The sequence below is a fragment of the Pseudomonas sp. BJa5 genome (assembly GCF_030272875.2).
Classification (GTDB): domain Bacteria; phylum Pseudomonadota; class Gammaproteobacteria; order Pseudomonadales; family Pseudomonadaceae; genus Aquipseudomonas.
The window spans coordinates 12,359-25,459 of the sequence record NZ_JALRNG020000035.1 but is presented as its reverse complement, the minus strand read 5'-3'; the positions used below and the strand labels follow the sequence as shown (position 1 = coordinate 25,459).

Sequence of the window (13,101 nt, the reverse complement as noted above, 5' to 3'; positions counted from 1 at the left end):
GGCGATTGGGCGCCCGATTCCATCGGGCAGGGCTTTGATGACCTGCCGATGGCCTGGGGGCACAGTTTTTGGCTGCATGCGTTGACCACGTTGTGTGGATTTCGTTTCCAGGGCACTCGAATGTGCTTAGATAGCGGCCAGTCACAGATGACTTGAACTGCACTGCCAAGGACCTTCGCGTGTTAGCCACTTCTCTCGTTCTGGTTGCCGCCCTGCTGCACGCGACCTGGAATACCATGATCAAATTCAGCGGCGAGCGCCTGCTGGTGATTGCCAGCATGGACCTGGTGGCGCTGGTGTTCGCGGTGGCGATGGTCGGTTTCGTGCAGTTCCCGCCTGCGCAGGTGTGGCCCTGGCTGCTGGCCTCGGCGCTGTTCGAGCAGTTGTACCGGTTCTTGTTGATCCAGGCCTATCGGGTGGGTGACCTGGGTCTGGTCTACCCCTTGATGCGCGGCCTTTCACCGCTGGTGGTGCTGGCCTTGACCCTGACCTTCGCCGGCGAAACGTTGAGCAGCCAGCAGATCATCGGCATTCTGCTGATTCCCTGTGGCATGGCCTGTCTGCTCTGGCAGGGCGGAGGTGGCGACCGGCTGCCCTGGTCGATGCTGCCGGTGGTGGCCCTGATCGGCCTGTGCATCGGCTGTTACACCTGGTTCGACGGCCAGGCCATTCGGCTCTGGTCGCAACCCCTGGACTATCTTGTCTGGTTGACGCTGCTCAGCGCCTGGCCCTTTCCGCTGCTGGCCGGCGTCGCCCGGCGTGCGCCCTTCGTGTTGTTCTGGCGCTTGCAGTGGCGCCTGGGGCTGGCGGTAGGTTTCTGCGTGCTGTTCAGTTATGCACTGGTGCTCTGGGCCATGCAGCTGGGCTCGGTGGCCGAGGCGGCGGCGCTGCGGGAAGTCAGCGTGATACTGGTGGTGCTGTTCGGCATGCGCTACCTCAAAGAACCTTTTGGCGGGCCCAGGCTCTTAGCTTGTGCCCTGGTGCTGATCGGCATGCTGATCATGAAACTCTGAGCTTCCAAACGACAAGGACCTAGCCATGACCGTCGCCTTCTGGTGTGTATTGATCGCGTTGCTTCTGCCATTCCTGTGTACCCTGACCGCCAAGCTGGGCAGCGGGCGCTTCAGGCTGCGCGACAATCACGACCCACGAGCCTTCCTCGACACCCTCGAAGGCTTCCCGCGTCGTGCCCATGCGGCCCAGTTGAACAGCTTCGAAGCGTTCCCGGCGTTCGCCGCAGCGGTAATCATCGCCGACATCGTCGGCAATGCCGAGCAGGTGACCCAGGACGTACTGGCGGTGCTTTTCATCACCAGCCGCCTGCTCTACATCATCTGCTACCTGGCCGACTGGGCAGCCCTGCGTTCGCTGGTCTGGTTCGTCGGCCTGGGCCTGATCGCCTCGTTCTTCTTCGTTTCGCTCTGAGCGATGCTCAAGGCACCTGGGGCACGGCCGGCAAGGCTGCGCCCTTGGGCCACAGCAACCAGATCTGGCCCTGTTGCTTCATGTCGCCCGCCAGTTTGCCGGCTTCACTGCCAGTACCCCAGAACAGGTCGGCGCGTACTTCGCCGGTGATGGCGCCGCCGGTGTCCTGGGCGGCAACCGGGCGAACCACCGGCGCGCCGTCGGGGCGGGTGGTGGAGAGCCAGAGCAGGCTGCCCAGCGGTATCACCTTGCGGTCGATGGCCACGCTGTAGCCGGCGGTCAGCGGCACGTTGAGCGAACCGCGCGGGCCTTCGTTGCTGTCCGGGCGGGTACTGAAGAACACGTAGCTGGGGTTACTTGCCAGCAGTTCCGGGACCCGTGCCGGGTTGGCCTGGGCCCAGCTGTGAATGCTGCCCATGGTCACCTCTTCTTTCTTCAACTGGCCCTGCTCGACCAGCCAGCGCCCGATGGGGCGGTAAGGGTGGCCGTTCTGGTCGGCATAGCCGATGCGCAGCTGACGGCCGCCGTCGAGCTGGATGCGTCCGGAGCCCTGGATCTGCAGGAACTGCAGGTCCATCGGGTCGGTGAGCCAGGCCAGCACCGGTGCCGGAACGCCTTTCTGGTTGATGACTTCGGCGGTGTCGTAGGGCTTGAGGGTCCGGCCTTCAAGGCGACCGCGCAGGCGCTTGCCCTTGAGCTCGGGGTAAACGCTGTCCAGGGCCACCACGATCATGTCGTCGGGTACACCATAGACAGGCACATGGGCCGACTCGGTCTGGCTCAGGCTGCCCGGGTAGACCGGTTCGTAATAGCCGGTGATCAGGCCGTTGGCGCTGTTGTTGCCCGAGCGCATGCTGTAGACCTCCAGTTGAGCCTGGAGGAAGCTGCGCACTTGTGCAGCGTCGGCAGGGACAGCGGTAGCGGCGGCGCAGGTCGTGGCCCAGATGGCATCGCGCTTGAGGCGCTCGCAGGCACTTCGCCAGGCCTCGAAGCCGGCCAGCAGGTCGCTGTCGCTGACGTCTGGCAGGTCTTTCCAGGTGCTGCTGACATAGGTGGCGACGGCGTGCGGCTTGGGCTTTTCCGGAGCGCCGCCGTTGCAACCGGCGAGCAGCGCCAGTACCGGGAGGGTCCATGCCAGGTGGCGCAGGGGATGTTTCATAAACAGGTTTTCCTTGCCGGTTTGTTCCGGGGAACAAGCCGTAGTTTTAATAAGGGTATTGGTCTTTGCTGGCAGGGCGAGGATACTGGCCGCCTTTTTTCCGTGAGCCGAGATCATCATGCTCAAGCGATTTACTGTTGCACTGCTGGCCTGCCTGACGCTCACCGCCTGTGGCGGCGTCGATCCCAACTCGCCATTGGGCCAGCGCAAGACGATCTTCAAGCAGATGCTCAAGACCAGCGAAGACCTGGGTGGCATGCTGCGTGGACGCCTGGCCTTCGACGGGCAGAAGTTCGCCGATGGCGCAGTCAAGCTCGACGCCCTGTCCCATGAGCCGTGGAAGCATTTTCCACAGGTTCGCGAAGACGACCAAACCAGCGCCCGTGCCGAGGTCTGGGAAAAGCAGGCGCGCTTCCAGGACCTGGCCCGCCAGCTTGAAGTGGCGACGGGCGAACTGGTCGCCGTCACCCGTACCCAGCCGTTGAAGGCAGTAGCGCTGCAGGCCCCGACCGACAAGGTCGAGGCGGCGTGCAAGGCCTGCCATACCGAGTTCCGTAATCACTGAATCGACAACCTGCCCCCTGTAGGAGCGGCGGTGCGACTTGTCCCGCGATACGATATTACTGGCAAGCCGCAATCGCGGGACAAGCCCGCTCCTACAGGTTACTTTTCCAGCTCATCGAGTGCCTGTTGCAGTTCCTTCTTGGACTCGGCCAGCTTGTCCTTGCGCTTGTTGATCTTCTCGGCGTCACCTTTTTTCATGGCCTTGTCCAGGTCCTTGGTGCGCTGGGTCACTTCGTGGCGGGCGTCGAGCACTTTCTGCTCGCGCTCCTTGCGCAGGCCGGCATCGGTGCAATGCTCGGTCACTTCGCTCAGGGCTTTTTCCAGGCCGGCTTGCTGGTCACTGTTGCCCTGGGCGCGCGCTTGTTCGATCTGTTCGCTGATGGCCTGTCGCTTGGCTGCGCAACCGGTCAACCCTGGCTGTTCTTCAGCGGCCAGCAGCGGCGATGCGAGCAGCGCGCAGGCGGTGAACAGGGCGAGAGGTGACAGTAGTTTCATAGGGGCTCCGTTTGGGGCTGGACAGCAGAACCCATGATGCTGCCTTGAACCGGAAGATTTAGAAACCCTCGATTGCATGTTCGCGCAATTGCCCGGCAAGCATCAGGACATCCGGTGAGCGAAAAAAAGCCTGTAACTGTGCCGCACGGCCGCGCCCGACACCGGGCTCTGCCAGCCACCCCTGGTCGTCGCGCCGGGCCAGCTCTGCCCAGTTGCCCTTGAGTTCCAGGGCGCCCGGGGCCGGAACACCCAGCCCCCGCAGCCAGCGGGAAAAGGGTTGGGCCCGGGCCTGTTCGAAGGCCTGCAGCAGTTGCTGGCGGCGGCTTTCGGCGAATCCGGGAAGGGTTTGCAGGTCCTGGTCCTGCAAGTACAACCAGTCGGTCAGGCGGGTGACCAGGCCGTTGTCGACCAGCCTGGCCCAGATGCCGGGGCCGACTCCGGGCAGCGCCAGGCCCTGCTTGCCACCCAGCCAGTCAAGGCGTGCGAGGAACTGATCACGGCATCCGTCGCTGGCTTGCCAGCAACTGAGCGGGTGATGGCGGGCAGGGTCCGGGACGTCCAGGTCCGGGCGTTGTATGCGCCGGTGCACGACGTCGTCCAGGCGCGGAATAGTCAGGCCGGCCAGGCTCAGGGCGATCTGGTCGCCGGGGCGGATATCCAGTTGCTGCCAGCGCTGGAACGAGCCGACGCTGACCTGGCGGATCAGGCGGTCATCGAGTTGCACCGGCTCGATCCGTAGCACAGGTGTGATGCGCCCGGTCCGGCCGATGTTGAACTGCACGTCACGGACCTCGGCCAGGGCCTGGGCAAAGGGGTACTTCCAGGCCGCGATCCAGTAGGGCGCGCGGGCCTGCCAGCGGCTGCCGTCCGGACGCAGGCCCTGGCGCAGCACCACGCCGTCGCTGGCGAAGGGCAGGGGCGTGCGATACCAGTGCTGTCGCCACCGGCTCACCTCGGCGAAGCTGGTGACTGCTTCGCTGTAGCGTTCGGTCTCGGGAAAACCCAGCGCGCTCAGACCGGCCAGGCGCTCCTGCTGACTTGCCGGCCCCTGCGGCCAGGCCCAGACGAACAAGCCGATCGAGGCCCCTTGCCGGGCGTCGAGCTGCTTGCGTGCAAGCAAGCCGGCGACGTTGCCACGGGCATTGCGGCTGCCGGCATCAGCCTGCACATGGGCCTCAAGTCGCCAGTACAGCTCGCCCTGGAGCACCAGGTCCACAGGGCGGGGCAACTGCCGCCTGATGGCGACCAGGGCGGGAATATGACGGCTCCAGTCATGCCCGCTGCGACCATCCCCGCGGCTGGTCAGGGCGACCAGTTCACCCGCCTTGTACACCAGGGTGACCGCGACGCCATCGATCTTGGGTTGAATCCACAGATCGTCCTTGCCGTGCATCCAGGCTTGCACCGCCTGCTCGTCCGCCAGCTTGACCAGGCCGGTATGGGCGATTGGATGAGCAACGGGGCCGCCAGCGGTTTTCAGTGGGTTGTCGGCGCCGGTCGGGATATCTGCAAAGCAGGCGCGCCAATATGCAAGGCGGCTGCGGCTCTGGTCATAGAGCTCGTCAGCCACAGCGGACACGCCCTGGCGGTGGTAACGATCATCCCAGTCGGCGAGGGTGTCCTGCAGGTGCTGGATCTCCTGCCGGGCAACCGTTGGCGACCACGGCGGGCAGGTGTTGGCCAGCGCCTGGCCGGTGCTGAAGATGAACAGCAGGAAGGTGAACAGTCGGTATGGCATGGCCAGCATCCTTGCTCGGCAATGAAGAATCCCCAGCCTAGAAAAAGCCGGGAAAAACTGCCGGGCAAAGTTGTCAGTCCATATGTCGCCAGCCACAAAAAAGCCCCTGCCGATCACTCGACAGGGGCTTGTGCTTGCAGCTTCAGGCTTGTCGCTTCAGCTTACAGTCCGGCAGCAGCGCGCAGGGCGTCAACGCGGTCGGTACGTTCCCAGGTGAAGGTGGTGAAGGTGTCATCACCGACGGTCTTCTGTGCAGGGATACGGCCGAAGTGACCGTAGGCAGCGGTTTCCTGGTACATCGGGTGCAGCAGGTCGAGCATGGTGGTGATCGCGTACGGACGCAGGTCGAAGCACTCACGCACCAGCTTGACGATCTTGGCGTCGGAGATCTTGCCGGTGCCGAAGGTGTTCAGCGAGATGGAGGTAGGCTGTGCCACGCCGATGGCGTAGGAAACCTGGATCTCGCAGCGCTCGGCCAAGCCCGCGGCAACGATGTTCTTGGCCACGTAGCGACCGGCGTAGGCCGCGGAACGGTCGACCTTGGACGGGTCCTTGCCGGAGAACGCGCCACCGCCGTGACGGGCCATGCCGCCATAGCTGTCGACGATGATCTTGCGGCCGGTCAGGCCGCAGTCGCCCACCGGGCCACCAATGATGAACTGGCCGGTCGGGTTGATGTGGAACTGGGTGTCCTTGTGCAGCAGTTCGGCAGGCAGGGTGTGCTTGACGATCAGCTCCATGACCGCTTCCTGAAGGTCCTTTTGCGAGACTTCAGGGTTGTGCTGGGTCGACAGGACCACGGCGTCGATACCGACAACCTTGCCATTTTCATAACGGCAGGTGACCTGGGACTTGGCGTCCGGACGCAGCCACGGCAGCAGGCCGGACTTGCGCGCTTCGGCCTGGCGCTCGACCAGACGGTGCGAGAAGCAGATCGGGGCAGGCATCAGAACGTCGGTTTCATTGCTGGCGTAGCCGAACATCAGGCCCTGGTCGCCGGCACCCTGGTCTTCAGGCTTGCTGCGGTCAACGCCCTGGGCGATGTCCACCGACTGCTTGCCGATGATGTTCATCACCGCGCAAGTGGCGCCGTCGAAGCCTACGTCGGAGCTGTTGTAGCCGATGTCGACGATGACTTTACGAACGATTTCTTCCAGGTCGACCCAGGCCGAGGTGGTGACTTCGCCAGCAATGATCGCCACGCCGGTTTTCACCAGGGTTTCGCAGGCAACGCGTGCATACTTGTCCTCGGCGATGATTGCGTCCAGCACCGCATCCGAAATCTGGTCGGCGATTTTGTCCGGATGCCCTTCAGATACGGACTCGGAAGTGAAAAGGGAGTATTCGCTCATCTCGACGGGTTCCTAAAATTTACCGATGGTGAGTGTCGCCAGCCGGCCGCTGAAAGTGGCGGACCTGGATCTGGAAACCATTACGTAAGCCCACATAAAGGCTGTCCCCGGGCGCCAGTCCCGCAGCGCTGGCCCAACGGGACAGATCATCCTGTTCAAAGCCCAGCCAGATATCGCCGCAAGCCTCCCTGGCCCAGCTCTGGTCGTGGCTGCACAACTCTGTTACCAACAGGCTGCCGCCTGGTTTCACGTGGTCGGCCAGTTGCCGCAAGGCGTCGGCCGGAGCACTGAAGTGGTGCAGGACCATGTTCAGCACAACGCAGTCGGCGCTCACATCCGTTACCCGGAGTGCGTCGGCCAACTGCAGGTTGACGTTGGCCAGGCCTTCTCGTTCACAGACCTGGCGGGCCAGCTCGAGCATGGTCGGGCTGTTGTCCAGGGCAGTGACCCGGGAGAATCGCCGGGCCAGTTCCGGAAGGAATTCGCCATCGCCCGGCCCCACTTCAAGGGCGCCGGCGCCAGGCTCGAAGTTGAGCTTGTCGAGCAGTGCCAGCAAGCTTTCGCGGTACTGGGGCAGGCCGGCAATCAGGTCCTGCTGGGCGCGAAACTTCTCTTCCACGCGCTGGAAAAAATCCTGGCTGGTGGCGGCGCGTCGTTGCTGGACCTGGCCGATCCTCGCCTGGACGTCGTCGGGCAGGGTCAGCTCATCGACCTCTTCAAGCAACGCCGCGTGCAACTTTCCGCCCAGGCGCAGGGCATCGGGCAGGGCGCGGCGATAAAAAATCGCGTTTCCTTCCCGGCGGGTGGCCACCAGGTCGGCCTGGGCCAGCACCTTGAGGTGGTGGCTCATGCCCGACTGGCCGGTGGCGAATATCTGCGCCAGCTCCAGCACGCCGAACGAATCGCTGGCCAGCGCCCGCAATACCTTCAGGCGCAGCGGATCGCCACTGGCCTTGCACAGGGCAGCCAGGTCGTCGCTTTGCTCGGGGCGGATCGAGGGCGTGCGTTGATTCATGGGTCGGCAGTCTAGTCAGGGTGGTCCTGTGTCGCAAGACCAATATCAAAAAGTTTTGATATTGGTCGATGAGCGGAGTGGAGCATCGCTGAAGAGTCGACCGATTCTGCTGTTTGGCCGGGCTATCGTCTGATTCTGGCCCCATTCGCGGGAAAATCATGTCGCGTCGACCATCCGTCATTGCCCCCGGGCATGTGCCTGGGCGAAAATAGCCGCCTTTTTTCGTTTCGTAATTTATTCAACCCCCCCAGGAGATAAGCGATGCCGAGCCGTCGTGAACGTGCCAACGCCATTCGAGCACTCAGCATGGATGCCGTGCAGAAGGCCAACAGTGGGCATCCAGGTGCCCCGATGGGCATGGCGGATATAGCCGAAGTTCTGTGGCGCGACTATTTGAAACATAGTCCGAGCAACCCGAATTTCGCTGACCGCGACCGCTTCGTGCTGTCCAACGGTCATGGCTCGATGCTGATCTACTCGCTGCTGCACCTGACCGGCTACGATGTGACCATCGATGACCTGAAGGCCTTCCGCCAGCTGCACAGCCGCACCCCGGGTCACCCCGAGTTCGGCTACACCCCGGGCGTCGAGACCACCACCGGTCCCCTGGGCCAGGGCCTGGCCAACGCCGTGGGCTTTGCCCTGGCGGAGAAAGTGCTGGCCGCCCAGTTCAACCGTGAAGGCCACAACATCGTCGACCACAACACCTATGTGTTCCTGGGCGATGGTTGCATGATGGAAGGCATTTCCCACGAAGTCGCCTCCCTGGCCGGCACCCTGGGCCTGAACAAGCTGGTCGCCTTCTACGACGACAACGGCATCTCCATCGACGGTGAGGTCGAAGGCTGGTTCACCGACGATACGCCGAAGCGTTTCGAGTCCTACAACTGGCTGGTGATCCGCAACGTCAACGGCCATGACGCCGACGAGATCCGCACCGCCATCGAGACTGCACGCAAGAGCGACCGTCCGACCCTGATCTGCTGCAAGACCATCATCGGTTTCGGTTCGCCGAACAAGCAGGGCAAGGAAGATTGCCACGGTGCTCCACTGGGCAACGACGAAATCGCCCTGGCGCGCAAGGAACTGAACTGGAACCACGGTCCGTTCGAAGTCCCGGCCGACATCTATGCCGAGTGGGACGCCAAGGAAGCCGGCAAGGCCGTCGAAGCCGAGTGGGACCAGCGTTTCGCTGCCTACGCCGCCGCCTTCCCGGAACTGGCCAGCGAGCTCAAGCGTCGCCTGAGCGGCGAGCTGCCAGCTGACTTCTCCGCCAAGGCCGATGCCTACATCGCGGAAGTCGCGGCCAAGGGCGAAACCATCGCCAGCCGTAAAGCCAGCCAGAACACCCTCAACGCCTTCGGCCCGCTGCTGCCGGAATTCCTCGGCGGTTCGGCCGACCTCGCCGGCTCCAACCTGACCCTGTGGAAAGGTTGCAAAGGTGTCAGCGCTGAAGACGCCAGCGGCAACTACATGTACTACGGCGTGCGCGAGTTCGGCATGACCGCGATCATGAACGGCGTGGCCCTGCACGGTGGTCTGGTGCCTTACGGCGCGACCTTCCTGATGTTCATGGAATACGCTCGCAACGCCGTGCGCATGTCGGCACTGATGAAGCAGCGCGTCATCCACGTCTACACCCACGACTCCATCGGTCTGGGCGAAGACGGCCCGACCCACCAGCCGATCGAGCAGCTGACTGCCCTGCGCAGCACGCCGAACCTGGACACCTGGCGTCCGGCCGATGCCGTCGAGTCGGCGGTATCGTGGAAGTGCGCACTGGAGCGCAAGGACGGCCCGTCGGCGCTGATCTTCTCGCGCCAGAACCTGCAGCACCAGGATCGCGATGCCGGCCAGATCGCCAACATCAGCCGCGGCGGCTATGTGCTCAAGGATTGCGCAGGCGAGCCTGAGCTGATCCTGATCGCCACCGGTTCGGAAGTGGGCCTGGCTGTCCAGGCGTTCGACAAGCTGACCGAGCAGGGCCGCAAGGTGCGCGTGGTGTCCATGCCGTCGACCAGCGTGTTCGATGCCCAGGACGCTGGCTACAAGCAGTCGGTACTGCCACTGGAAGTCGGCGCGCGTATCGCCATCGAAGCGGCCCATGCCGACTTCTGGTACAAGTACGTCGGCCTCGAAGGTCGTGTCATCGGCATGACCACCTACGGCGAGTCGGCCCCGGCGGCTGCCTTGTTCGAGGCATTCGGCTTCACCCTGGACAACATCCTGGGTACTGCTGAAGAGCTGCTGGAAGACTGATCCTGCTGTCCTGTGGGGGCTGTGCCAGCTCCCACAGGGTCTGGTGGTGATCCCTGTGGGAGCTGGCGTAGCCTGCGATGGCGGCGACCCGGTTCCCACAGGTCGCAGATAACGATTCTGTTCCGTGAGCATCCCATGCCCCAACCGCGTCCTTACAAAGTTGCACTCAACGGCTACGGCCGTATCGGTCGTTGCGTCTTGCGCGCACTCTTTGAACGGGGGGCGAAAGCGGGTTTCGAGATCGTCGCACTGAACGACCTGGCCGATCAGGCCAGTATCGAATACCTGACACGCTTCGACTCCACCCACGGGCGTTTTCCCGGTGAGGTGAAGGTCGATGGCGACTGTCTGCATATCAACGGCGACTGCGTGAAGGTACTGCGCAGTGCCACCCCGGAAGGGATCGACTGGGCGGCACTCGATGTCGACCTGGTACTCGAATGCTCCGGCGCCTACCACACCCGTGCCGATGGCCAGCGCTTTCTCGAAGCCGGCGCACCCCGTGTGCTGTTTTCCCAGCCCATGGCCAGTGAGGCGGACGTCGATGCGACGGTGGTCTACGGCATCAACCAGGACTGCCTGGACGGTAGCGAGCACCTGGTTTCCAACGCTTCTTGCACCACCAACTGCGGCGTGCCGTTGCTGCGGGTGCTGGACCAGGCGTTCGGCCTGGAGTACGTGTCGATCACCACGATCCACTCGGCGATGAACGATCAACCGGTCATCGACGCCTATCACCACGAAGACCTGCGCCGTACCCGTTCGGCGTTCCAGTCGGTGATTCCGGTGTCCACCGGGCTTGCCCGTGGTATCGAACGCCTGTTGCCGGAACTTGCCGGGCGAATCCAGGCCAAAGCGGTACGCGTGCCGACGGTGAACGTATCGTGCCTGGACATCACCCTGCAGACCGCCCGTGACACCACGGCGGCCGAGGTCAACCAGGTGTTGCGTGACGCGGCCCTGAGCGGACCGCTCAAGGGGCTGCTGGCCTATACCGAGCTGCCGCACGCCAGCTGTGATTTCAACCATGACCCGCATTCGGCCATCGTCGATGCCAGCCAGACCCGCGTTTCCGGCCCCCGGCTGGTCAACCTTTTGGCCTGGTTCGACAACGAATGGGGTTTTGCCAACCGTATGCTCGACGTTGCCGATCACTATCTGCACGTCGTCAATCAAACCCGCTCCACTTGTAAACAGCCCTGAAGGACTGCATTCATGACCGTGTTGAAGATGACCGACCTCGATCTGCAAGGTAAGCGCGTACTGATCCGCGAAGACCTCAACGTCCCTGTGAAGGACGGTGTGGTTGCCAGCGATGCGCGTATCCTCGCTTCGCTGCCGACCATCAAGCTGGCCCTGGAAAAGGGCGCGGCCGTGATGGTCTGCTCGCACCTGGGACGCCCGACCGAAGGTGAGTTCTCCGCCGAGAACAGCCTCAAGCCGGTTGCCGACTACCTGAGCAAGGCCCTGGGCCGTGACGTACCGCTGGTTGCCGACTACCTGGATGGTGTCGACGTCAAGGCCGGCGACATTGTGTTGTTCGAGAACGTGCGCTTCAACAAGGGCGAGAAGAAAAACGCCGACGAGCTGGCGCAGAAATACGCTGCCCTGTGCGACGTCTTCGTCATGGACGCGTTCGGTACTGCCCACCGCGCCGAAGGCTCCACCCATGGCGTGGCCAAGTTCGCCAAGGTTGCTGCTGCGGGTCCACTGCTGGCTGCCGAACTGGACGCCCTGGGCAAGGCCCTGAAAGCCCCGGCCAAGCCGATGGCGGCCATCGTTGCCGGCTCCAAGGTGTCGACCAAGCTGGACGTGCTCAACAGCCTCAGCCAGATCTGCGACCTGCTGATCGTCGGCGGCGGTATCGCCAACACCTTCCTGGCTGCAGCCGGCCACAAGGTTGGCAAGTCGCTGTACGAAGCCGACCTGATCGACACCGCCAAGGCCATCGCTGCCAAGGTCAACGTGCCGCTGCCGGTGGACGTCGTGGTCGCCAAGGAATTCGCTGAAAGCGCCGCCGCCACCGTCAAGCTGGTCGCCGATGTCGCCGACGACGATATGATCCTGGATATCGGCCCGCAAACCGCGGCCAACTTCGCCGAGCTGCTGAAGTCGTCGAAGACCATCCTGTGGAACGGTCCGGTCGGTGTGTTCGAGTTCGACCAGTTCGGCAACGGCACCAAGGTGCTGGCCCAGGCCATCGCCGACAGCGCCGCGTTCTCCATCGCCGGTGGTGGCGACACCCTGGCGGCCATCGACAAATATGGCGTTGCCGAGCAGATCTCCTACATTTCTACCGGCGGTGGTGCGTTCCTCGAATTCGTCGAGGGCAAGGTCCTGCCGGCGGTCGAAGTCCTGGAACAACGGGCCAAGGCCTGATTTTCAGCGCCTGGCAAAGGGAGTGACCTGATGGTCAAGCGATTGCCTGTGTTTGTCCTGGTCGGGATGCTGGGCGCCTGCTCCAGCACCCCGGAGCCTGAGGCCGATCAGCCGGGCGCGCCGAAAGGCGGCTGCTATCAGTCCGAATGGCAGGCCGAAACGGTACCGGTGATCAACAAAAGGCTCGGCCCGGTCGGGCTGGAAAAATACGACGACGAACACCAGCGCCGGGCCCAGGGTTGCCCTTGATCGGCTGTTGGCAACCTACCGGTGTGTTTGTGGTCTGCTAGAGGATATTGGATGAAAGCTGTTGTGGCCCTGATGGCCCTGGCCGTACTCGGTGGATGCGCAAGTGTGATGCCTGCGTCGGCACCGGCGCCATCGGACAACTGGACCCGCTGGGTCTGTGACAGCCAGGTCGAAGTGCTCTGGCGTTTTGTCGACAACAATCAGGACCGTGTGGATGTGCGGCTGGGGGGTGGTGACCAGGTCTACCGCCTCAAGGCCGAGCCGGGTGCGTCAGGTGCGCTGTACAGCGATGGCGTGCTGGCCTTCCACAGCAAGGGTGACGAAGGCCTGGTGTACTGGGCCGCCACCAACGATTTGATAGGGCGGAGCTGCAAGGCGCCGTGACTGAGCGGGCCGCGTGTTGGCGGCCCACACTACTTGAACAGCAGCCGCCACTGCGGCAGGCTTGCACGAAAAACGACGCTTG

At 63.4% G+C, this 13,101-nt stretch carries 13 protein-coding genes; 8 read left to right on the top strand and 5 right to left on the bottom strand.

All coding sequences use genetic code 11. The features are described from left to right. The first annotated feature begins 179 nt into the window (after window positions 1-179). Together M2D63_RS19265 and M2D63_RS19260 are read left to right on the top strand one after the other, a co-directional pair. Window positions 180-1,013 carry an EamA family transporter gene (locus M2D63_RS19265; RefSeq protein ID WP_285864586.1) on the top strand — a complete coding sequence of 278 codons (834 nt, stop codon included), beginning with the start codon at window positions 180-182 and terminating at the stop codon, window positions 1,011-1,013. A 25-nt stretch (window positions 1,014-1,038) separates the two neighbouring features. Beyond that, window positions 1,039-1,425 (top strand): MAPEG family protein, encoded by a 387-nt coding sequence (locus M2D63_RS19260; RefSeq protein WP_285864585.1) that lies wholly within the window; start codon window positions 1,039-1,041, stop codon window positions 1,423-1,425. A gap of 7 nt (window positions 1,426-1,432) precedes the next feature. Here M2D63_RS19260 and M2D63_RS19255 read toward each other — a convergent pair whose 3' ends face one another. Further along, window positions 1,433-2,584, bottom strand: coding sequence for a murein transglycosylase A (locus M2D63_RS19255; RefSeq protein WP_285864584.1), 1,152 nt, complete (start codon window positions 2,582-2,584; stop codon window positions 1,433-1,435). Between the two features lie 115 nt (window positions 2,585-2,699). Between M2D63_RS19255 and M2D63_RS19250 the strand changes: the two genes are divergently transcribed. Then, window positions 2,700-3,149: a cytochrome c gene (locus M2D63_RS19250; protein WP_285864633.1), complete on the top strand. Its 450-nt coding sequence runs from the start codon at window positions 2,700-2,702 to the stop codon at window positions 3,147-3,149. A gap of 98 nt (window positions 3,150-3,247) precedes the next feature. Here M2D63_RS19250 and M2D63_RS19245 read toward each other — a convergent pair whose 3' ends face one another. The 4 genes from M2D63_RS19245 to M2D63_RS19230 form a co-directional block, all read right to left on the bottom strand. Then, window positions 3,248-3,643, bottom strand: coding sequence for a DUF1090 domain-containing protein (locus tag M2D63_RS19245; protein ID WP_285864583.1), 396 nt, complete (start codon window positions 3,641-3,643; stop codon window positions 3,248-3,250). A 58-nt stretch (window positions 3,644-3,701) separates the two neighbouring features. Further along, the gene (gene ligB, locus M2D63_RS19240; RefSeq protein WP_285864582.1) at window positions 3,702-5,381 is read right to left on the bottom strand and encodes an NAD-dependent DNA ligase LigB; all 1,680 of its coding nucleotides are present in this window, start codon (window positions 5,379-5,381) and stop codon (window positions 3,702-3,704) included. A 161-nt stretch (window positions 5,382-5,542) separates the two neighbouring features. Continuing rightward, window positions 5,543-6,733 carry a methionine adenosyltransferase gene (gene metK / locus M2D63_RS19235; protein ID WP_285864581.1) on the bottom strand — a complete coding sequence of 397 codons (1,191 nt, stop codon included), beginning with the start codon at window positions 6,731-6,733 and terminating at the stop codon, window positions 5,543-5,545. Between the two features lie 19 nt (window positions 6,734-6,752). Continuing rightward, on the bottom strand, window positions 6,753-7,748 hold the full coding sequence (locus M2D63_RS19230; RefSeq protein ID WP_285864580.1) for a metalloregulator ArsR/SmtB family transcription factor: 996 nt from the start codon (window positions 7,746-7,748) through the stop codon (window positions 6,753-6,755). Between the two features lie 261 nt (window positions 7,749-8,009). On the opposite strand from M2D63_RS19230, the gene tkt reads away from it, so the two are divergent. From tkt to M2D63_RS19205, 5 genes are all read left to right on the top strand, one after another. Continuing rightward, window positions 8,010-10,007, top strand: a complete 1,998-nt coding sequence (tkt, locus tag M2D63_RS19225; RefSeq protein WP_285864579.1) for a transketolase — start codon at window positions 8,010-8,012, stop codon at window positions 10,005-10,007. 135 nt (window positions 10,008-10,142) lie between these two features. Next, window positions 10,143-11,210: an erythrose-4-phosphate dehydrogenase gene (gene epd, locus M2D63_RS19220; RefSeq protein WP_285864578.1), complete on the top strand. Its 1,068-nt coding sequence runs from the start codon at window positions 10,143-10,145 to the stop codon at window positions 11,208-11,210. A 12-nt stretch (window positions 11,211-11,222) separates the two neighbouring features. Beyond that, entirely contained in the window at window positions 11,223-12,386 is a 1,164-nt protein-coding gene (locus M2D63_RS19215) for a phosphoglycerate kinase (RefSeq protein ID WP_285864577.1), read from the top strand. A 30-nt stretch (window positions 12,387-12,416) separates the two neighbouring features. Next, a complete protein-coding gene (locus M2D63_RS19210) occupies window positions 12,417-12,635 on the top strand; it encodes a hypothetical protein (protein ID WP_285864576.1) in 219 nt (72 codons plus the stop codon). Window positions 12,636-12,686: 51 nt separating this feature from the next. Continuing rightward, on the top strand, window positions 12,687-13,019 hold the full coding sequence (locus M2D63_RS19205; protein WP_285864575.1) for an MliC family protein: 333 nt from the start codon (window positions 12,687-12,689) through the stop codon (window positions 13,017-13,019). The last annotated feature ends 82 nt before the right edge of the window (window positions 13,020-13,101 follow it).

Coding starts and splice junctions, on each gene's coding strand:
- M2D63_RS19215 (WP_285864577.1), top strand. CDS start 11,223: ATGACCGTGTTGAAGATGACCGACCTCGATCTGCAAGGTAAGCGCGTA.
- M2D63_RS19210 (WP_285864576.1), top strand. CDS start 12,417: ATGGTCAAGCGATTGCCTGTGTTTGTCCTGGTCGGGATGCTGGGCGCC.
- M2D63_RS19260 (WP_285864585.1), top strand. CDS start 1,039: ATGACCGTCGCCTTCTGGTGTGTATTGATCGCGTTGCTTCTGCCATTC.
- tkt (WP_285864579.1), top strand. CDS start 8,010: ATGCCGAGCCGTCGTGAACGTGCCAACGCCATTCGAGCACTCAGCATG.
- epd (WP_285864578.1), top strand. CDS start 10,143: ATGCCCCAACCGCGTCCTTACAAAGTTGCACTCAACGGCTACGGCCGT.
- ligB (WP_285864582.1), bottom strand. CDS start 5,381: ATGCCATACCGACTGTTCACCTTCCTGCTGTTCATCTTCAGCACCGGC.
- M2D63_RS19255 (WP_285864584.1), bottom strand. CDS start 2,584: ATGAAACATCCCCTGCGCCACCTGGCATGGACCCTCCCGGTACTGGCG.
- M2D63_RS19230 (WP_285864580.1), bottom strand. CDS start 7,748: ATGAATCAACGCACGCCCTCGATCCGCCCCGAGCAAAGCGACGACCTG.
- M2D63_RS19245 (WP_285864583.1), bottom strand. CDS start 3,643: ATGAAACTACTGTCACCTCTCGCCCTGTTCACCGCCTGCGCGCTGCTC.
- metK (WP_285864581.1), bottom strand. CDS start 6,733: ATGAGCGAATACTCCCTTTTCACTTCCGAGTCCGTATCTGAAGGGCAT.
- M2D63_RS19205 (WP_285864575.1), top strand. CDS start 12,687: ATGAAAGCTGTTGTGGCCCTGATGGCCCTGGCCGTACTCGGTGGATGC.